This is a genomic window from Curtobacterium sp. MCLR17_034 (assembly GCF_003234485.1).
In the GTDB taxonomy this organism is placed as follows: Bacteria; Actinomycetota; Actinomycetes; order Actinomycetales; family Microbacteriaceae; genus Curtobacterium; species Curtobacterium flaccumfaciens.
In genome coordinates this window covers 67,412-85,581 of the sequence record NZ_QKTH01000002.1, presented here as the reverse complement: position 1 = coordinate 85,581, position 18,170 = coordinate 67,412, and the positions used below count along the sequence as shown (strand labels likewise).

Genomic DNA, 18,170 nt, shown 5'->3' with positions numbered 1-18,170 from the left:
CCGCTCACGGCATCGCGCCGAGCAGATCGTCGTCGTGGTGGCGGGTCGCCCGCACCACGAGCAGCAGGACCGCCGCGTAGGAGACCGTCATCGCCGAGGCGAGCGCGACGAGCACGACCGGCATCGGGGCCCCGAGCACGGACGGCACGAGCACCGCGGCGGCGCACACCACGAGACGCGATGCGTCCCACGTCAGCTGTGCCCCCTGCCGCTGCAGCATCGACAGCACCTGCGTGACCGGCGATGCGGCGACCTGGACTGCGAACGCCGGGACGAGGACCTGGGAGTAGGTGCCGGAGACCGCCCACTCCACACCGAACACGGTCGAGAACACCGCGGGTCCGAGCAGCACGACGACGAGCACCGCGACCGCACCCGCGGTGGCGAGACGCACGACGAGCCGCAGGACGAGCCGGCGCACGGGATCGCCGGATCGGATGCGGAGTCCGAACGCCCCGGCGGCGTACTGCGCGGTCGCGTCGGCGACCATGCCGACGGGCGCACCGAGCACCCGCATCGTGAGGGCGACGAAGCCCGCGGCGACGCTGCCGTGCAGCGCCGCGATGAGCAGACCGGGAGCCTGCTGCCCGACGACGTTCAGCATCGAGGACCACGGCGTGACGACGAGGAACCGCCGGTGGTGACGGGCGGCGGCCGAGAGCGACCGAGGGGTGATCCGCTCGCCGTCACCCCGCCGGAACCGGACCATCCCGAGCACGGCTGCGATCCGGCCGACCGCCAAGCCGCCCACCAGCCCGACCGGACCGACCGCGGCCATCGCCAGGTTCCAGACGGACTGGCCGATGCCCTGGCAGGCGTTGCGCACGGCGATGGACCGGTGCTGCTGCCGCCGCGCGAGCACGGCGGAGGCGATCCGTTGCACCCCCACCGCGACGACCGTCACGGGGACGGCCCACCACAGGTCTTCGAGGGCCGGTGCGGTGAACCACCGTGCCGCGTGGCCGCGGAGGACCCAGGCGACCCCGGTGGTGCCGACGCCGACGACCAGCGTCGAGAGCAGACCGAGTGCGACCAGCGCGCTGGTCGTCGCCCGGTCGTGTGCGACGACCAGCGCACGGTCGGTGCCGAGCGTCGCACCGGCTCCGAGGATGCTCGCGACCGCCGTGACGACCGCGAGCGTGCCGAAGTCCGCCGGGGTGTAGAGCCGGGTCAGCAGCGGTGAGATCGCCACGACCAGGCCCTGTCCGAGGACCGTGCCGACGAGGATCGTCGCGATCGCCGGGAGGCGCCGTCGGGGCGAGGACCGCACGGTGTCAGGCCACGGGGACCACGGGCGGAGCACCGATCGCGGTCACCGTGGTGGACGCCCACCGTTCGACGTCGAGGACCCGTCGGCCGTCGACGACCGTGCGGACGCCGGGGAGCCGGGACTCGTCCCACGTCGCGTACTCGGCGTGGTCGGCCTGCACGACCGCCGCGTCCACCGGTTCGCCGTCGACGTGGGGCTCGAAGCCGAGACTGCGGAGTTCGACGTCCGAGTACAGGGGGTCGGACACGGTCACCACTGCGCCGTGGACCCGGAGCGCGTCGACGGTGCCGAAGACCCCGGAGAACGCGGTCTCCTTCACGCCGCCACGGTAGGCGGCACCGAGGACCACGACCCGCTGGCCCCGCAGGTCCCCGTGCAGGCGCTCGAGGAGGTCGACCGCGTGGGCCGGCATCGCGGCGTTCCTGGCACGTGCGGCACGGACGACCGTGGCCTCCGGGTCGTTCCAGAGGTACAGCCGCGGGTACACCGGGATGCAGTGACCGCCGACCGCGATCCCGGGCCGGTGGATGTGGCTGTACGGCTGGGAGTTGCAGGCGTCGATGACCGCGGCGATGTCGATGGACTGCCGTTCGGCGAACCGGGCGAACTCGTTCGCCAGCGCGATGTTGACGTCGCGGTAGGTGGTCTCGGCGAGCTTCGCGAGCTCGGCGGCCTCGGCGGTGCGGAGGTCCCAGACGCCGTTCGGCCGACCGAGGTCGTCGCGCTCGTCGAACTGCAGCACCGCTTCGTAGAAGGCCCGGCCGCGCGCCGAGCCCTGGTCGGAGAGACCACCGACGAGCTTCGGGTAGCGCCGGAGGTCGGCGAACACCCGGCCGGTCAGGACCCGCTCCGGCGAGAAGACGACGTGGAAGTCCTGCCCCTCGACGAGTCCGGAGCGGGCCTCGAGCCGGGGCGCCCAGCGGCCACGGGTCGTCCCGACCGGCAGCGTCGTCTCGTACGCGACCAGGGTGCCGGGTCGCAGGTGGTCGCCGATCGTGTCGGTGGCGGCGTCCATCCAGCCGAAGTCGGGGATGCCGTCGGCATCGACGAAGAGCGGCACGACGACCACGACGACGTCGGCGTCGGGGATCGCTGCCGCGGCGTCCGTGGTCGCGCGGAGCAGCCCCGCGGGGACGACCTCACGCAGGCCGTCGGCGAGCCCGTGCTCGCCGGGGAACGGCTCGGTCGCAGCGTTCACGGCGTCGACCACCCCGCTCGCGACGTCGAGGCCGGTGACGTGTGCACCGGATCGTGCGTACTGGACGGCGAGCGGGAGCCCGATCTTGCCGAGACCGACGACGACGACGTTCATGCTGCTGCTCCTTCGGCGTCCGTGCCGAGCTGCACGGTCTGCTGGATCCGCGAGGACTCGAGGACGGCCTCGGCGACGAGCACCGTCCGGAGGCCGTCGCGGAGGGTGACGATGTCCGACGGCCGCCCGAGCACGGCGTCGCGGAACGCCTCGTGCTCGACCAGGAGCGGCTCGCGCTTGGTGATGGCGAACCGGGTGCTGGCCCCCTCGGACACACCCCGGAACGCGGCGACCTGGTCCCACTCGGTCTGGACGGTGCCGTTCTCGTGGAAGGTCAGGTCGGCGGTGAGGGTGTCGGCGACGAACGTGCCGCGGTCACCGGTGACGATCAACAGACGTTCCTTGTACGGGGTGAGCCAGTTCACGAGGTGCGAGGTCAGGGTGCCGTCGGCCAGGCGTCCGGTGACGGTGACGAGGTCCTCATGGGGACGCCCGCTCTTGGTGCCCGCGAGCGCTCCGACGTGGACGAACGGTGACCGGGCGATCCACGACGTCGAGTCGATGTCGTGCGTGGCGAGGTCCTTCACGACGCCGACGTCCGCGATCCGTGCGGGGAAGGGCCCCTGGCGACGCGTGACGATCTGGTAGACGTCGCCCAGCTCACCGGCGTCGAGCCGCTGTCGCAGCGCCTGCAACGCCGGGTTGTAGCGCTCGATGTGGCCTACCGCGCCGACGAGTCCGGCGCGGTCGAAGGCGGCCACGAGGCGCGCGGCAGCCGGACCGTCGACCGCGACGGGCTTCTCGATCAGGGCGTGCACCCCCGCCGCGGCGAGTTCCAGACCGACGGCTTCGTGGTGCGCCGTGGGGACCGCGACGACCGCAGTGTCGAGCCCGAGTGCGACGAGCTCACCGACGGACCGGACGACCGGCACGCCCTGGGCGACGTCGTGCGGGTCACCGAGGGCATCGGCGACGCCGACGAGCTCGACCCCCTCGAGCGACCGGAGGACCCGGGCGTGGTGCCGCCCCATCATCCCGAGGCCGATGACCCCGGCCCGCAGCACGCCGCTCATCGTCCGGCCCCGGCGAGGGTGTTGACGGCCTCGACGACGCGGTCGAGCTGGGAGAGCGTCAGGGTCGGGTAGACGGGGAGCGCGAGGACCTCGGACGCGGCACGCTCGGTCTCGGGCAGGTCGAGGTCGTGTGCGAACGACGGGAGGCGGTGGACGGGCGTCGGGTAGTAGACCCCGGTCCCGATGCCGAACTCGGAGCGCAGTGCGGCCGCGAAGCCGTCGCGGTCGGACGGCACCCGCACGACGTACTGGTGGAAGACGTGCTCGGCTCGGGGGTCGGTCGTCGGTGTCACCACCCCGTCGAGTTCACGGCTGAAGTAGGCCGCGTTCGCCTGCCGCTGTGCGGTCCACCCGAGCACCTTGCGGAGCTGCACACGCCCGATCGCAGCGTGGATGTCGGTCATCCGCGCGTTGAAGCCGATGACCTCGTTCGCGTAGCGCTGCTCCATGCCCTGGTTCCGCAGCAGCCGGAGCATCCGGTCCACCGCGGCGTCGCGGGTCGAGACCATGCCCCCTTCGCCCGCGGTCATGTTCTTGGTGGGGTAGAGGCTGAACGCCGCGGCGTCGGACGAACTGCCGACGCGCGTGCCGGCCCACCGGGCTCCGTGCGCCTGCGCAGCGTCCTCGACCACGAGCAGGTCGTGCTCCTCGGCGATCCGGGTGATCGCGGTCATGTCGGCCGGGTGCCCGTAGAGGTGCACCGGCATGACCGCACGGGTCGCCGGGGTGACGGCGGCCCGGACAGCCGCCGGGTCCACGCAGTAGGTCAGGGGATCGATGTCGACGAACACCGGCTCGGCGCCGACGAGTCGGACCGCGTTCGCCGTGGCCGCGAAGGTGAACGAGGGGACGATGACCTCGTCACCCGGACCGATGCCGAGCGCGACGAGCGCCAGGTGCAGGGCAGCGGTGCCGCTGTTGACCGCGGTGACCGAGGCTCCGGCGACGAGGACGTCGCCGAACTCGCGCTCGAAGGCGGCGACCTCGGGGCCCTGCGCGAGACCACCCCCCTCGAGGACGGCATCGACGGCGCGGCGTTCTTCGAGGCCGATGAGGGGCTTCGCCGCGGGGATGAGTTCGAGTGTGGTGGTCAACGGATCGCCTCGATCGTGTCGGTGGTCTCGGAGTGGAGGAAGCGGTCGCCGGTCTCGGTGCAGACCAGCGTTCGGTCGTCGACCTGCGCCAGCCGTCGGCCGGTCCGGCTCACCCAGCCGATGCGGCGGGCGGGGACCCCGGCGACGAGCGCGTGGTCCGGGACGTCGTGGACGACGACGGCGCCGGCCGCGACCATCGCCCACCGGCCGATGCGGATGGGGGCGACGCAGAGCGCCCCGGCGCCGATCGACGCGCCGTGCTCGACGACGACGGCCGTGGGCCGCCAGTCGTCGGCGTCCTGCACGGAACCGTCCGGGTTGATCGCCCGCGGCGTGTTGTCGTTGGTGAGGACGGCACCGGGGCCGATGAAGACACCGTCGCCGACGACCGCCGGTCCGTAGACGAGGGCACCGTTCTGGACCTTGCAGCGCGCTCCGATGCCAACGCCGGCGCCGATCGTGACGCCACGACCGACGAGGGTCTCGCTGCCGACGGACGCGTGCGCCTCGACGTGGGAGTCGTCCCAGATGCGGACCCCGGGAGCGATGGCCGCCGAGGGCGACACGACGGCTGCCGGGGCGATGAACGCGGTCGGGAGGGTGGGACTGGGGGTCATGGGTGCGCTTCCGGATCAGGCGCGGCGGGACCTCCGCTGCCGAACCACCATACGATATACCGGTACGACATATCAAGTGTGATAATTGCAAGTGCGATGAGTTCGCACCGCAGCCCCGCCGCCGGACGCCGGTAGTGTCGTCCCGTGCGATGGAGTCGAGTGAACTGGCCCTCCGTTGGCTACGTCTCCCTCGAGGACTTCGACGGCCAGCGCGAACACGTGACCCGGTTGCTCGAGGACGCCCCGCCCACGGTCGCCGCGCTCCTGACCGTCAAGTGGACCGACTCACGGATCGAACGCTGGGTCGTGGAGTCCGCCGACGCCGTCGTCGACCCGGACGCCGACGAGGACGACGTGACGACCCCCGTCGACCTGCCGGGACACGGTGTGCCCGACCCGGTCGTCGTGCGCGCCGACATCGTGGTCCGCAACGACGAGGTCCTCGACACCCCGAGCGGCCTGTGGCGCCGCTGGAACCACGCCAGGGTGTCGCTCCGGCTCCGGGACGCCGTCATCGACCCGCCGGGTGTCGACGCCGCAGCACTGCTCGCCGGTGACGCCCACGTCGCCCGGGGCGAGCTCGAGTACCTGAACGAGCACGACGCCTGGGAACTCCGCCTACTGGTCTCCCCCGTCGGCGAGGTCGCGATCCGGTTCCGGGGCGTCCGGGTGGCGATCCGGAGCGTCGCCGAGAGCGTGTACGCCGACCTCGAGGCACGCCCGGCACGCGGCTGGCACGGCCCGGTGCCGGACGGCTGGGTCGAGTGGACGACCGAGGTGGTGCGGGCAGCGGCCTACGGTGACCTCGGCGGACTGCACCTGGCCGACGACGCGAGCGACGTCGACGACGTCGATCCCCGCTGGGGCTTCGCCCCACTGCACGCCGCCGCGTGGTTCGACCACCCCGAGATGCTCGAGGAACTCCTGCGCCGCGGCGCGACCCTGCAGCTGGAGGACACCGAGGGGCGGACACCGCTGACGCTGGCGATCGACCGCGACGCGCGACGGGCGGTCGACGTGCTGGTCGGAGCGGGTGCCGACCTGGAGGCTCGTGACGGCGACGGCAACACACCGATCGTCCGCGCTGCGTGGGGTGGGCACGCCGCGATCGTGCGTGCGCTCGCCACCGCGGGTGCGGACACCAGGGCGCGCGGGTCACGGGGGGCGACGCTGCTGATCGCGGCCGTCGACTCCGGCGACCTCGACACGGTCCGGGTCGTGCTGTCGCTCGACGTCGACCGGGACGCCGTCGACGACGAGGGCTCGAGCGCCGTGGACCGCGCGGAGCTGCTCCGCGAGACGGCCGTCGCCGACCTGCTCGCCGCGGCCTGATCGCGGCCCGCACCACGGCCCGTGCCCCGGTCAGGTGCGGGGCGCACGGAAGCGCGGCGGACGGGAGCAGGGCCTCCCGTCCGCCGCGCGCCTGCGGGGTCGACCGTCCTAGACGGTGACCTGCTCGATGGCGTTCGCCTGCGCGACCCGCCCGTACCAGCGCGCGGAGTCCTTCGGCGTGCGCTCGAAGGTCTCGCGGTCCCACGCGACCAACCCGAACGTCGGGCGGAAGCCGGAGGCCCACTCGTAGTTGTCCAGGAGCGACCAGTGCTGGTAGCCCAGGACCTCGATACCGTCCTCGATGCAGCGGTGGATGCCCTCGAGGGCGCCCTGGGTGTACGCCTGCCGGCGGGAGTCGTCAGCGGTGGCGATGCCGTTCTCGGTGATCATCAGCGGGACGCCACCGGAGAGCTCCCACGCGCTGCGGAGCCCGTCGGCCGAGGCCTCGGGGTAGAACTCCCAGCCGGTCAGGGTCGTCTCGACGTCGTCGGCGACGGGCAGGGGCCCGTCCGGACCGATGAACGTGCGGGTGTAGGCCTGCACCCCCAGGAAGTCGTCGCCGGCGGCCTGCTCGAGGTACCAGTCGTCGCGCGGGTACCCGTACTCGCGGAGCATGGCGTCCGCCCCGGGCTCGCCGGACGACTTGAAGGCCTGCGTCGCGATGGTCCACCCCGACTGGAGGCCCGACACCTGTGACAGGACCTCGCGCGACCGCTTGTGGCTGGCCAGCAGGGCGTCGGCGACCCCCAGGTCCGGGTTCGGCAGGCCGAACGCCACCAGGTTGGCCGCGTCCTCGCCGCCGGCGAGCATCGCCGCGATGTTCGGCTCGTTGATCGTGCAGACGTAGCGGACGCCGTCCTGCACCACGGGGAGCGCGGCCTCGGTGTAGCGGGCGAAGAGGTCGGCGGCGTCGGGTGCCCGCCAGAAGCCGTCGCGTTCGAACCAGCGCGGCACGGTGAAGTGCATGAGGGTGACGATCGGCTCGATGCCGAACTCGTGGCAGGCATCGACCATGCGGCGGTAGTGGTCGACCTCGGCACGGCTGACGAACCCGCGCTCGGGCTCGATGCGGGCCCACTCGATGCTGAACCGGTAGGAGTTCAGCCCGAGCTCGGCCGCGATGCGGATGTCCTCGCGGTACCGGTGGTAGCTGTCCGCCGCGTCACCCGAGGGCTCGACGATGGTGGTGTCCGGCTCGTGCTCGTGCACCCACCAGTTGCTGTTGACGTTGTTGCCCTCGATCTGGTGGGCGGCGGTGGCGGCACCCCAGAGGAAGCCGTCGGGGAACTGCAGCGTGGAGATGATGGTGCCTTTCAGTGCTGTGACAAGAATGCGTCGAAGACGGCGACCGTCCCGAGCGGGTTCTCGACCTGGGGGCCGTGGTAGCTCGCGGGGATGACGACGTACTCGGCGCCGGTCTGCTCGGCCATCGCCCGCTGCCACGGGATCGGCCAGGCGTTGTCCCACTCGCCGTGGGCGACGAGGACCGGCAGGCCGGTGGCGCGCAGGGCGTCGGAGGCGTCGGTGTGGTCCTCGAGGATGTGACCTCCGGCGACGACGCTGAGCGGGCTCGTCGCGTCGAAGCGGTCGCGCACCATCCGGACGTCGTCGGGCAGCTCGTCGTCGGGCCGGTACGCCCAGAGCGGGTTCGTCGAGTCGAACAGCTGCCGGAGGTTCCCGCCGGTGTCGTGCAGGATCGTCAGCTCGGCGACCTTGCGGTACGGCCACCCGTGCGGACCGGAGCAGAACTGCACGACGTCGCGGAAGGCCGTCGGGTCCTGGAGCGCGGCGGCCCGGACGATCACACCGCCGAGCGAGTGCCCGACCAGGTGCACGGGGGCACCGTCGTCGAGCAGGCGCGCGACCCGGACGACGTCGGCGGCTTCTTCGTCGAGGGAGTAGTCACGGGGTTCGGTCGGCGCGGCCGAGTCGGCCTGACCGCGCCGGCTGATCGCGACCGCGGTCCACCCGGCGTCGCGGAGGACGGGCAGGAAGGTCCGCCAGTCCTCCTTCGAGCCGGTGTACCCGGGGACGATGAGCACGGTGCCCTTCGACACCCCCTCGGGCACGATCCGGTAGGCCGTGAGCCGCCCGACCGGGACGTCGATCCCGACGACGTCGACGCCGTCCGGGGTGGGCAGGTGTCCGAACGGCGGGACCGTCGGGAAGTCGTGCAGGTTCGTCATGCGCGCAGGGTCCTCCGCGGGTTGGGAACGGCGTCGAGGAGGGCGATCGTGTACGGGTCCTGCGGGTCCTGCAGCACCTGGGCCGTGTGACCCCGCTCGACCACGGCGCCCTCGTGGAGCACCATGATGTCGTCCGTGATGAGCCGCGCACTCAGCAGGTCGTGCGTGATGTAGAGGAGCGAGACGCCCCACTGCTCGCGGAGGTCCTCGAGCAGCGCGAGCACACCGGCACGCAGCGTCACGTCGAGCATGGACACCGGCTCGTCGGCGATGATCACCTGCGGGTCGCTCGCGAGCGCCCGGGCGATCACCACGCGCTGCCGCTGCCCGCCGGAGAGCTGGTGCGGGAGCTTCTGCGCGAACTGCTCGACGGGGGTGAGCCCCACCGTCTCGAGCAGCTCGAGCACCCGGCGCCGGGCATCGCGGCCGGTGAGCCCGGTGTAGTTCGCGATCGGCCGGGACAGCGTGTACTCGACCGTGTGCAGCGGGTTGAGCGCCGAGTACGGGTCCTGGAACACCATCTGCACCTCCGAGCGGAGGTCGCGCAGACCGCGCTTGCCGAGGCGGGCGACGTCGAGGTCCCCGAACCGGACGTTGCCGGTGGTCGGCTTCTCGACGCCGGTGAGCAGCTTCGCGATGGTCGACTTGCCCGAACCGGACTGGCCGACCAGGGCGAGCGACTGTCCGGGCTCGAGGGTGAACGACACGTCGCGCACGGCCTGCACCGGCTGCTCACCGCGGCGGGGTGCCGGGTAGGTCTTCACGATGTGGTCGACGACGATCGGGTTGCGGGCGGCACTGCGCTCGCGGGACCCGACGGTGCTGAACGACGAGGTCGTCTCCTGCCGCTTCTCGCCGGCCTCGGCGCGGAGCGAGCGGTCCGGGAAGCCCGGCAGCGACACCACCTCGGCGCGGGGGTCGGCGTAGTGCGACAGGAGCATCTGCGTGTACTCGTCCTGCGGGTCGCGGAGGATCTCGCGGGAGCCGCCGTCCTCGACGATCCGGCCCTCGTGCATCACGAGGACGCGCTCGGTGGCCTCGAGGACGATGCCGAGGTCGTGGCTGATCAGGATCGCCGTGAAGCCCTCGGTGCGCTGGAGCTCGATGATCGTGTCCATCACGGCGTGCTGCACGAGGACGTCGAGCGCCGTCGTCGGCTCGTCGAACACCATGAGCTGCGGCTCGAGCGAGAGTGCCAGGGCGATGGAGACGCGCTGCCGCATGCCGCCGGAGAGCTCCCCGGGGAACCGGGCGAGCATCGACGTCGGCAGCTTCACCTTCTCGATGAGCTCCTTCATCCGGGCGTCCCAGCGGTCGCGCGACACGTGGCCGTGCGCCTTGAAGACGTCGATGAAGTGGTTCCGGATGGTGCGCACCGGGTTGAGCGCGTTCATGCCGGACTGCAGCACCATCGCGAAGCCGCCCTGCCGCTGCTGGCGCAGGGCTTCGTCGTCGAGGTCGCGGATGTCCTTGCCCGCGAAGACGATGCTGCCGCCGTTCGTGCGCGCCGGCGGCTTCTGCAGCCGGGTCAGCGCGTAACCGAGCGTCGACTTGCCGGAACCGGACTCGCCGACCAGGCCGACGAACTCGCCCTTCTTCAGTTGGAACGACACGTGGTCGACGGCCTGGACGGCGCTCTGGCCGGCCGATTCGTAGACGACCGACAGGTCCCGGACGTCGAGCAGGACGTCCTGGACGTCACCGCTGTCGGACTGGAGGCCCGTGGCGGCGCCGGTGGGCGCCTCCAGGCCGTCTGCCGGGTGCGTTTCTGGCAAGCCGCTCATGCGCGCTTCTCCTTACGGGGCCGTGCGCCGTCGCGCAGCCGCGGGTTGGACACGGCGTCGACGCCGAAGTTGATCAGGGTGAGACTCATCGCGAGCAGCGCGATGCAGAGACCCGGCGCGAAGAGCAGGATCCACTGCCCGGTGAGGAGCGCGTTCGAGTTCTGCGCCCAGTACAGGATCGTGCCCCAGCTGACGATCGACGAGTCGCCGAGTCCGAGGAACTCGAGGCCCGCCTCGGCGAGGATGGCGCTGGTGGCGGCCCCGAAGAAACTGCCGACGATCAGGGACGTCATGTTCGGCAGGATCTCGCGGAACACGATGCGGGTCGCGCCCTCACCCGAGAACTGGGCGGCGGTGACGAAGTCCCGGCCGCGCAGCGACTGCGTCTGCGAACGGAGCACGCGAGCGCCCCATGCCCAACCGGTCACGACGATGACCGCGATGATCACCGCGATGCCGCCGTTCTGCAGGTAGGCGGCGATGACGATCATCAGGGGCAGACCCGGGATGACGAGGAACAGGTTCACGATGAACCCGATGACCTCGGCGATCCAGCCGCGGACGTAGCCCCAGCTGAGGCCGATCGCGACGGCGACGAGCGTGGACAGGATGCCCGCGACCGCGCCGACCATGACCGAGATGCGGGCGCCGTAGATGATCTGGGACAGGACGTCCTCGCCGGCGGCGGTGGTGCCCATCCAGTGGTCGGGCGTCGCGTCGGCGGACCGGGCGAAGCCGTTCTGGCTGGCGCCGTACGGGGCCAGGAGCGGGGCGAAGACCGCGACGAACACGAAGACACCGAGGATGATGATGCCGATCCGGGCCTTCTTGTTCGACCAGACGACGCCGAACTGGCGGGCGGCGGCGCGGAGCTTGCTCGGCGCCTGGGCTGCTTCTTCTTGCGTGCGGACTGCGACTGTGGCGTCCGGGGTGGTGGTGTTGGTCATCGACGCGTCCTCGGGTCCAGAACGCCGTACATGACGTCCACGATGAAGTTGGCGATGAGCACCGACACGGTGATCATCAGGAAGAGGGCCTGCATGAGCGGGTAGTCCTGCCCGATGACGGCGTTGAACAGCAGGTAGCCGATGCCCGGGTAGCCGAAGACCTGCTCGACCAGGACGGAACCGCCGACCACGCCACCGAGCGCCAGACCGAAGCCGGTCAGGTTCGGCAGGATCGCGTTGCGGGCCGCGTAGCGGATGGCGACGGTGCGTCCGCGGAGGCCGTTGGCCTCGGCGAAGGTCACGTAGTCGTCACCGAGGGTGTTGATCATCGCGTTGCGCATGCCGATGATCCAGCCGCCGAGGCTCGTCACCAGGATCGTGACCGCCGGCAGCACCGCGTGCTGCAGGGCGTCGCCGAAGAAGGCTCCGTTGAGCCCGGGCGTCGTCGTCGCCGAGTAGGCGCCCGTGGTCGGGAACCAGTGCAGCACGTAGCCGAGGAAGAACAGCAGCAGCAGGGCGGTCCAGAAGTACGGGAACGTCGACATGAAGCTGCCCGACAGGGTGGGCAGCGAGTCGAGCCAGGTGCCGCGCTTCCATGCCGCCGCGACACCGATCAGGGTGCCGAAGACGAACGCCAGGATCGTGACGACCCCGACGAGGATCAGCGTGTAGGGCAGGGCCTTCGACACGAGGTCGCCGACGGGCTGCGGGTAGAACGTGTAGCTCGTGCCGAAGTCGAGGGTGATGACCTGGTGCAGGTAGCTGACGTACTGGTCCCAGAGGTTGCCGGTCGGCACCCCGAGCTGGGCCTCGATGGCCTTCTTGGTGGCGTCGGTGACCGGACCGTTCTGGCTGAGCTTCGCGAGTGCGGCGTCGGCCGGGCTGCCGGGCATCAGGCGCGGGAGCACGAAGTTCAGCGTGACCGCGGCCCAGAGGGTCAGGACGAAGAGGACGAGTTTCTGGAGGATGTACTTCACTTCTGGTCCTCCTGCTGCGCGGCGTTCTGCTCCTGCAGGATCTGCTTGCCGGCGGCGCTGTCGCGGAGCCGGAGCTTGGTGAAGATGAGCAGCGGTGCCGAGTCGTAGTTCTGCGGTGCCATGTAGGGGTCCTTCGCGCTCGGCCAGCCGACGAACTTGCCGGTGTTGAACAGGCCCCAGAGCCCGCCGTAGTACATGCCGATGACGGGGAGCTCGTCGTAGACGGTCTGCTGCAGCTGGTCGAGGATCTCCTGCTGCTTCGCGGTGTCCGTCGTCGCCTTGTACTCGTCGAGGAGCTTCTGGGTGTCGGCGTCCTTGTACCGCTCGTAGTTGTTGACCGTCGACTTGCCGACGGGCTGGTAGAACTCGCTGCTGAGCAGGGAGTTGAACGCCTGGTAGACGTCACCGTTGCCCATGCCGCCCATCGCCATGTCGAACGTGCCGTTGTTGATGTTCTGCTGGTACCCGGCGGGCTGCGGCGCCTGGATCGTCACCTTGATGCCGATGGCCGTCAGCTCGCGGCGGACCTCCTGCGCGGCGCGGAGCCAGTCGGAGTAGCCGTTCGCGGTCATGATCGTGATGGCGAGCTGCTTGCCGTCCTTGACGACCTTGCCGCCCTGCACGGTGTAGCCGGACTTCTCGAGGCTGGCGAGCGCCGCCTTCGTGTCCTGCGTGATCATGCCCTTGTCGGGGATGTCCGGGTTGAGGTAGCGCTCCTGGTTCGGCAGGATCAGGCCGGTCTGGCCCGCCGCCGACAGGTTGCCCTCGGAGGCGGTCTCGGCGATGGCGTCGCGGTCCAGCGCGAGCGAGATGCCCCGGCGGACGTTGACGTCGTTGTACGGCGCCTTCGTGAGGTTCGGGATGAGGCCGATCACACCGCCGGCCGGGAACCACCACTCGTTCGTCTTCGACGCGGCGCCCCAGGTGCCCTTGACGTCGGAGATGAACGAGTACGCCCAGTCGTAGCCGCGGGTGACGGTGTCGAGCTGCGTGTTCGTCGCCGGCAGGATGAGGTGCTTGATGGCGATCTTGTCGGCCTGCCAGTACTTCGGGTTCTTGTTCATCGAGTACTGCTGGTCGGTGTAGTTGCCGAGGACGAACGGCCCGGTGCCGACCGGGTTCGGGTCGCGCCAGGTCGTCGGGTCCTGCACGCCGCCCCAGTGGTCCTCGCCGAGGATGTACGTCTGCCCGATGATCGTCAGGCTCGGGACGTCCTCGCTCTTGAGGTGGAAGACGACGTGGTCGCCGTCCTGCTCGATGCTCTTGATGTGCTGCCAGGCGCCCTTGACGTCCATGGCGGGGAACTTCTTGAGCAGGTCGAAGGTGAAGACGACGTCCTTCGCGCTGAACGGCGACCCGTCGGACCACTCGACACCCGAGCGGATCGTCATGTCGATCGTCTTCGCGTCGGGCTGGCTCCACGCGCTGGCGAGCCACGGGTTGCGCTTGCCGTCGAGGGGGTTCACCTCGATGAGGGGCTCGTACATCCACTTGGAGGCCGTGCGGGCGTTCGCGATGTACGGGTTGAAGTTGCGGTCGAACAGCGGGTTGCCGCGGTCCGCGTTGATGAGCATCGTGTCCTTGCCGATGGTGGGATCGGGTTCGGATCGGACCTGGATGCTGCAGCCGGTGGCCACGAGGGCCACTGCGGCGAGGCCTGCGATGGCCGCGACGAGGCGGCCTCGACGGCGGGGGCCTGGGTCACGCGTGCCGCGCGTGCGCTGTGGGGGAAGCGTCATTGCTCGGTCGACCTCCATGTCGATTCGGTACGTACTCAATGTATGCGCTTACATCGCGACGTGCAACTGCGGGTGTTGTTTCGCGGGGCGGCACGGTGCGAGGTGCGCCGACTGGTGCGAGGATGCGGTCCTGAGGGAGGGCGGCGCACGGTGCGAGGTGCGCCGACTGGTGCGAGGTTGCCCGCTCTGTGCACTGCTACGGACTCGCACGGGGCGCGGAAGGTCGCACGGGATGCGGAAGGCTGCACGGTGCGGCCTCGCGACGGCACGCACGCCTACAGCGCGGGCGGGCAGCTCTCGCGCAGCAGCACCTCGACGGGGAGGCGCACGGCGCGCGGCGGCCCCTCGCGGCGCTCCAGCCGGTCCACGATCGCCAGGACGGCAGCACGGCCGAGCGCCCCCATCGGCTGGTGCACCGTCGTCAGGCGCGGCGACGAGAACCGACCGGCGTCGATGCCGTCGAACCCGGTCACGACGAGGTCCTCGGGCACGCGGAGCCCCCGGGCAGCGGCGGCGTCGAGCACCCCGAGCGCGGACTGGTCGTTCGAGCAGACCACGGCGCGCGGGACGTCGTCGGCCAGCAGCGAGACCGCGAGCTCCCGCGCCCGGGCCCGCCCGAAGTCGCCGTGCACGGTGCGCACCGTCGAGGCCGGCACCCCGTGGTCGGCCAGCGCCGCGCGGAACCCCGCCGAGCGCTCCATGTCGTCGGGCGAGTCGATCGGCCCCGCCACGTACGCGAGGGACCGGATCCCCAGGCGCCCGATCACGTGCGACGCCAGGGTCCGCATGCCCGCGGCGTTGTCCACGCTCACCGAGTCGAACCCGTGCGAGCGCCGGTCGTCGGCGAGCACCACGACGGGGATGCGGCGGGCGACGTGCTCGAGCAGGTCGTCGGGCACGGTCTGTGCCAGCACGGCGAGCCCGTCGACCCGGCCGGCGACGTCGTTCACGATCACGTCGCGCGACGAGCCCCGCCCGGCGGCGACCATGAGCGCGAGCCCCCGCTGCCAGGCCTCGGTCTCGGCACCGCGCAGGACCTCGTCGAAGTACAGGTTGGACGAGAACGGCTGCGTCACGTGGCGCCGGTCGTCGACCACGCGGACGCCGCCGTCGGTGACCAGGTCCGGCCGCTCGTCGGGCACCACGTCGAACCCGGGCAGCAGCAGTCCGACGACGCCGGTGCGCTTGCCGGCGAGGGCCCGGGCGTTGCCGGACGGGACGTACCCGAGGCTCCGGATCGCCGCCTGCACGCGGTCCCGGGTGCCCTCGCGGACGGCGTCGGGCGTGCGGAGCACGCGCGAGACGGTGGCGATGGAGACGCCGGCTGCAGACGCGACGTCGTAGACCGTGGGAGGTGCGGTGCGCTGGTCGGCCAACCCGTGCCTCCCCTTCGACGTCCGCTGGTGCCGCGCCTCGCGCTGTGCGGCCGGACCATCCTAGGCATGCCGTGTCCCGGGAGTTCTCCACACGGTGCCGGAAACGCTTGCGGGACGCCACCGCTCGCGCGACACTGATCCGACCTCAGTACGTCCCGTGAGGAAGCGCACCGGCGGGCCGCGGGCCCGCACCGATCAGGTTGCCCACACACAGGGGAAGGACACGACATGTCACAGTCGACACGTTCCGGGAGCAAGCTCGCACTCCGCGCGAGCCACGACGAGGCCGAGGTGCGCGACGCGCTGCTCGAACGCACGGATTCGATCCGCACGTTCGACGACCTCGACGCACCGCAGGAGACGACGGACCTGCGCTAGCGGCTCGTGCCCGGCCTCCCCCCGGACACGGCCAGGAGGCCCGGGCAGCGCCCGCAGACCGCTCACGTCCGCGGGCACTCAGCCCGCGGTCGCGCCCACGATCGTCATGCCTGCCCCGCGCAGGCGTCGACGCTCCTGCGCGATCCAGCTGAGGAGCCGGTCGTTCGTGCCGGAGACGTGCGCGGCGACGAGTTCCGCTGCGCGGTCCGCGTCCCCGTCGCGCACGGCGTCGATGATGGCGCTGTGCTCGTCCCAGGCAGCGTCGCGTGCCTCGGGCGTGCGGACCTCGATCCAGCGCGTGCGCTCGAGCCGCGTCAGGGCGTCGGCGATGGCGTCGGTGACGAACCGGTTGCCACCGAGCGCGGCGAGGTCGAGGTGGAACGTCGACCCCATGCGGATGCCGGCCTGCTGGTCGGGGGTGGGCTGGAGCGCGTCGAGGTGCCCGCGGACCTCGGCCAGCTGCTCGGGGGTGGCACGCTGGACGGCCAACCGGACGGCAGCGGGCTCGAGGATGCCGCGGAGTTCGGCGAGCGAGGCGATCTCGTCGAGGTCGATCGGGGTGACCGTCCACGAGCGGCCCTCGTGCAGGATGAGCCCCTCGCGCTCGAGCCGCGACAGTGCGGCGCGGACCGGCGTGCGCGAGGCGTGGAACCGTGCCTCGAGCCCCCGCTCCGAGATGCGCTCCCCCGGTGCGATGTCGAGGGTCAGGATGGCTGCGCGCAGGTTGTCGTAGAGCTGGGCCGTCTGCGACACGGGCGCGGCGTCGGTCGTGTCGGTCACGGCGGACAAGCCTAGCGGCGCGACGGCGGGAATGGTATACCGTTCTGGTATACCAATCGGTTCCGCGATGGAACGACGACGAACGGCCGAGACGACCCATGCCCACGACCGACGCCCCGCATCGATCCACCACGACGCCGCCGGTCTCCGCCCGCGCCTGGACGATGCTCGCCCTCGGGGTTGCGGCCCAGGCGGCGGGAACGCTCGTCGTGTCCGCGCCGGCGCTCCTCATCCCCCACCTGCTCAGCCGCGGCACGTCCCTGCCGGCCGCCGGGCTGCTCGCGGCCGCCCCGACCTTCGGCATGGTGCTGACGCTCATCGCCTGGGGCGCGATCACCGACCGGTTCGGCGAGCGCGTCGTCATCGCCGGCGGTCTCGTGCTCACCACGCTGGCCGTGGTGGGCGCCTGGCTCGCTGCGGGCGACCCGGTGCTGCTCGGGTTGGCGTTCCTGGCCGGTGGGATGACGAGTGCCTCGACGAACGCCGCGAGCGGTCGGGTCGTGGTGGGGTGGTTCCCGAAGGAGCGCCGGGGTCTCGCGATGGGCATCCGGCAGATGTCGCAGCCGCTCGGCGTGACGCTCGCGGCGGTCACGGTGCCGCAGCTCGCCGAGGGCTCCGGGATCCGCACGGCCCTGGTCCTGCCGATCGTGCTGTGCGCCGTGCTCGCCGTCTGCTGCGCGATCGGGATCACCGACCCGCCACGCCCTGCCCGGGCCACGGTGGCGACGACGGCGACCGCGAACCCCTACCGCTCGAGCGGCTTCCTGTGGCGGGTGCACGCGGTGTCGGTCCTGCTCGTGGTGCCGCAGTTCACCCTGTCGACGTACGGGCTCGTCTGGCTCGTCGGCCTCGGCTGGTCGACACCGGCGGCCGGGCTGCTCGTCGGCGCCGCGCAGTTCGTCGGGGCGATCGGCCGGATCCTGGTCGGTGGCTGGAGCGACCGTGCCGGATCGCGCGTCGGACCCCTGCGCATCGTCGCGGTGAGCGCCGCGGTGGTGATGGCGGTGCTCGCGGTCGTCGACGCGACGCACCTGGCCGGGGCCGCGGTGTTCCTGGTGCTCGCGACGAGCGTGACGGTCGCCGACAACGGGCTGGCGTACACGTCGGTCGCCGAGGCGGCGGGGCCGTTCTGGTCCGGCCGGGCGCTCGGGGCGCAGAACACCGGGCAGTTCATCGCGGCGAGCGCCGTCGGTCCGGGCATCGGCGCGCTGGTCGGTGCGCTCGGGTTCGCGGCGTCGTTCGGAATCGTGGCGGTGCTCCCGCTGCTCGCGGTCCCGCTGGTGCCCCGACGCGACCGGTCGCACGACTGAGGGTCCGCACGACTGACTGCGAACGGCCCCGTCGGTCCGCTCCGCCCGTCGCGAC

The 18,170-nt window shown here is 71.5% G+C and carries 16 protein-coding genes; 3 read left to right on the top strand and 13 right to left on the bottom strand.

Annotated elements, in window-relative coordinates; translation table 11 throughout:
- Window positions 1–4: 4 nt before the first annotated feature.
- From DEI98_RS02935 to DEI98_RS02915, 5 genes are read right to left on the bottom strand one after another with little or no spacing between them, the layout of a single operon-like run.
- Window positions 5–1,270 (bottom strand): lipopolysaccharide biosynthesis protein, encoded by a 1,266-nt coding sequence (locus DEI98_RS02935; protein ID WP_181422765.1) that lies wholly within the window; start codon window positions 1,268–1,270, stop codon window positions 5–7.
- Between the two features lie 4 nt (window positions 1,271–1,274).
- Entirely contained in the window at window positions 1,275–2,582 is a 1,308-nt protein-coding gene (locus tag DEI98_RS02930) for a nucleotide sugar dehydrogenase (protein ID WP_111099844.1), read from the bottom strand.
- Entirely contained in the window at window positions 2,579–3,595 is a 1,017-nt protein-coding gene (locus tag DEI98_RS02925; RefSeq protein WP_110865486.1) for a Gfo/Idh/MocA family protein, read from the bottom strand. Before DEI98_RS02925 ends, DEI98_RS02930 begins: the two co-directional genes overlap by 4 nt.
- On the bottom strand, window positions 3,592–4,689 hold the full coding sequence (locus tag DEI98_RS02920; protein WP_110865487.1) for a DegT/DnrJ/EryC1/StrS aminotransferase family protein: 1,098 nt from the start codon (window positions 4,687–4,689) through the stop codon (window positions 3,592–3,594). Before DEI98_RS02920 ends, DEI98_RS02925 begins: the two co-directional genes overlap by 4 nt.
- On the bottom strand, window positions 4,686–5,306 hold the full coding sequence (locus tag DEI98_RS02915) for an acyltransferase (RefSeq protein ID WP_111099843.1): 621 nt from the start codon (window positions 5,304–5,306) through the stop codon (window positions 4,686–4,688). The genes DEI98_RS02920 and DEI98_RS02915 overlap by 4 nt, the downstream gene beginning before the upstream one ends.
- Before the next feature lie 144 nt (window positions 5,307–5,450).
- Here DEI98_RS02915 and DEI98_RS02910 point away from each other — a divergent pair, with 144 nt between their 5' ends.
- Entirely contained in the window at window positions 5,451–6,638 is a 1,188-nt protein-coding gene (locus DEI98_RS02910; RefSeq protein WP_146237728.1) for an ankyrin repeat domain-containing protein, read from the top strand.
- Window positions 6,639–6,746: 108 nt separating this feature from the next.
- On the opposite strand, the gene DEI98_RS02905 is transcribed toward DEI98_RS02910, so the two are convergent.
- The 7 genes from DEI98_RS02905 to DEI98_RS02875 all read right to left on the bottom strand — a co-directional run bounded on the left by DEI98_RS02905 (window position 6,747) and on the right by DEI98_RS02875 (window position 15,647).
- Window positions 6,747–7,943, bottom strand: coding sequence for a glycoside hydrolase family 1 protein (locus DEI98_RS02905; protein WP_111100055.1), 1,197 nt, complete (start codon window positions 7,941–7,943; stop codon window positions 6,747–6,749).
- A gap of 8 nt (window positions 7,944–7,951) precedes the next feature.
- Window positions 7,952–8,824 carry an alpha/beta fold hydrolase gene (locus DEI98_RS02900; protein ID WP_051596585.1) on the bottom strand — a complete coding sequence of 291 codons (873 nt, stop codon included), beginning with the start codon at window positions 8,822–8,824 and terminating at the stop codon, window positions 7,952–7,954.
- A complete protein-coding gene (locus tag DEI98_RS02895) occupies window positions 8,821–10,608 on the bottom strand; it encodes an ABC transporter ATP-binding protein (RefSeq protein WP_111099842.1) in 1,788 nt (595 codons plus the stop codon). The genes DEI98_RS02900 and DEI98_RS02895 overlap by 4 nt, the downstream gene beginning before the upstream one ends.
- The gene (locus DEI98_RS02890; RefSeq protein ID WP_111099841.1) at window positions 10,605–11,555 is read right to left on the bottom strand and encodes an ABC transporter permease; all 951 of its coding nucleotides are present in this window, start codon (window positions 11,553–11,555) and stop codon (window positions 10,605–10,607) included. Before DEI98_RS02890 ends, DEI98_RS02895 begins: the two co-directional genes overlap by 4 nt.
- Window positions 11,552–12,532 carry an ABC transporter permease gene (locus tag DEI98_RS02885; protein ID WP_111099840.1) on the bottom strand — a complete coding sequence of 327 codons (981 nt, stop codon included), beginning with the start codon at window positions 12,530–12,532 and terminating at the stop codon, window positions 11,552–11,554. Before DEI98_RS02885 ends, DEI98_RS02890 begins: the two co-directional genes overlap by 4 nt.
- Window positions 12,529–14,178 carry an ABC transporter substrate-binding protein gene (locus tag DEI98_RS02880; protein WP_111099839.1) on the bottom strand — a complete coding sequence of 550 codons (1,650 nt, stop codon included), beginning with the start codon at window positions 14,176–14,178 and terminating at the stop codon, window positions 12,529–12,531. Before DEI98_RS02880 ends, DEI98_RS02885 begins: the two co-directional genes overlap by 4 nt.
- A gap of 368 nt (window positions 14,179–14,546) precedes the next feature.
- Complete coding sequence (locus tag DEI98_RS02875; RefSeq protein ID WP_071246163.1) at window positions 14,547–15,647, bottom strand: LacI family DNA-binding transcriptional regulator; 1,101 nt, start codon at window positions 15,645–15,647, stop codon at window positions 14,547–14,549.
- 228 nt (window positions 15,648–15,875) lie between these two features.
- On the opposite strand from DEI98_RS02875, the gene DEI98_RS18480 reads away from it, so the two are divergent.
- Window positions 15,876–16,025, top strand: a complete 150-nt coding sequence (locus DEI98_RS18480; protein WP_155896754.1) for a hypothetical protein — start codon at window positions 15,876–15,878, stop codon at window positions 16,023–16,025.
- Window positions 16,026–16,103: 78 nt separating this feature from the next.
- Here the strand turns inward: DEI98_RS18480 and DEI98_RS02870 are convergent, their stop codons facing one another.
- A complete protein-coding gene (locus tag DEI98_RS02870; protein WP_258370722.1) occupies window positions 16,104–16,805 on the bottom strand; it encodes a GntR family transcriptional regulator in 702 nt (233 codons plus the stop codon).
- A gap of 98 nt (window positions 16,806–16,903) precedes the next feature.
- Between DEI98_RS02870 and DEI98_RS02865 the strand changes: the two genes are divergently transcribed.
- On the top strand, window positions 16,904–18,115 hold the full coding sequence (locus DEI98_RS02865; RefSeq protein ID WP_111099837.1) for an MFS transporter: 1,212 nt from the start codon (window positions 16,904–16,906) through the stop codon (window positions 18,113–18,115).
- The last annotated feature ends 55 nt before the right edge of the window (window positions 18,116–18,170 follow it).

Bases quoted from the DNA above. Each gene is read 5' to 3' on its own strand.
- DEI98_RS18480 (WP_155896754.1), top strand. From the start codon at position 15,876: ATGTCACAGTCGACACGTTCCGGGAGCAAGCTCGCACTCCGCGCGAGC.
- DEI98_RS02865 (WP_111099837.1), top strand. From the start codon at position 16,904: ATGCCCACGACCGACGCCCCGCATCGATCCACCACGACGCCGCCGGTC.
- DEI98_RS02930 (WP_111099844.1), bottom strand. From the start codon at position 2,582: ATGAACGTCGTCGTCGTCGGTCTCGGCAAGATCGGGCTCCCGCTCGCC.
- DEI98_RS02900 (WP_051596585.1), bottom strand. From the start codon at position 8,824: ATGACGAACCTGCACGACTTCCCGACGGTCCCGCCGTTCGGACACCTG.
- DEI98_RS02925 (WP_110865486.1), bottom strand. From the start codon at position 3,595: ATGAGCGGCGTGCTGCGGGCCGGGGTCATCGGCCTCGGGATGATGGGG.
- DEI98_RS02915 (WP_111099843.1), bottom strand. From the start codon at position 5,306: ATGACCCCCAGTCCCACCCTCCCGACCGCGTTCATCGCCCCGGCAGCC.
- DEI98_RS02895 (WP_111099842.1), bottom strand. From the start codon at position 10,608: ATGAGCGGCTTGCCAGAAACGCACCCGGCAGACGGCCTGGAGGCGCCC.
- DEI98_RS02890 (WP_111099841.1), bottom strand. From the start codon at position 11,555: ATGACCAACACCACCACCCCGGACGCCACAGTCGCAGTCCGCACGCAA.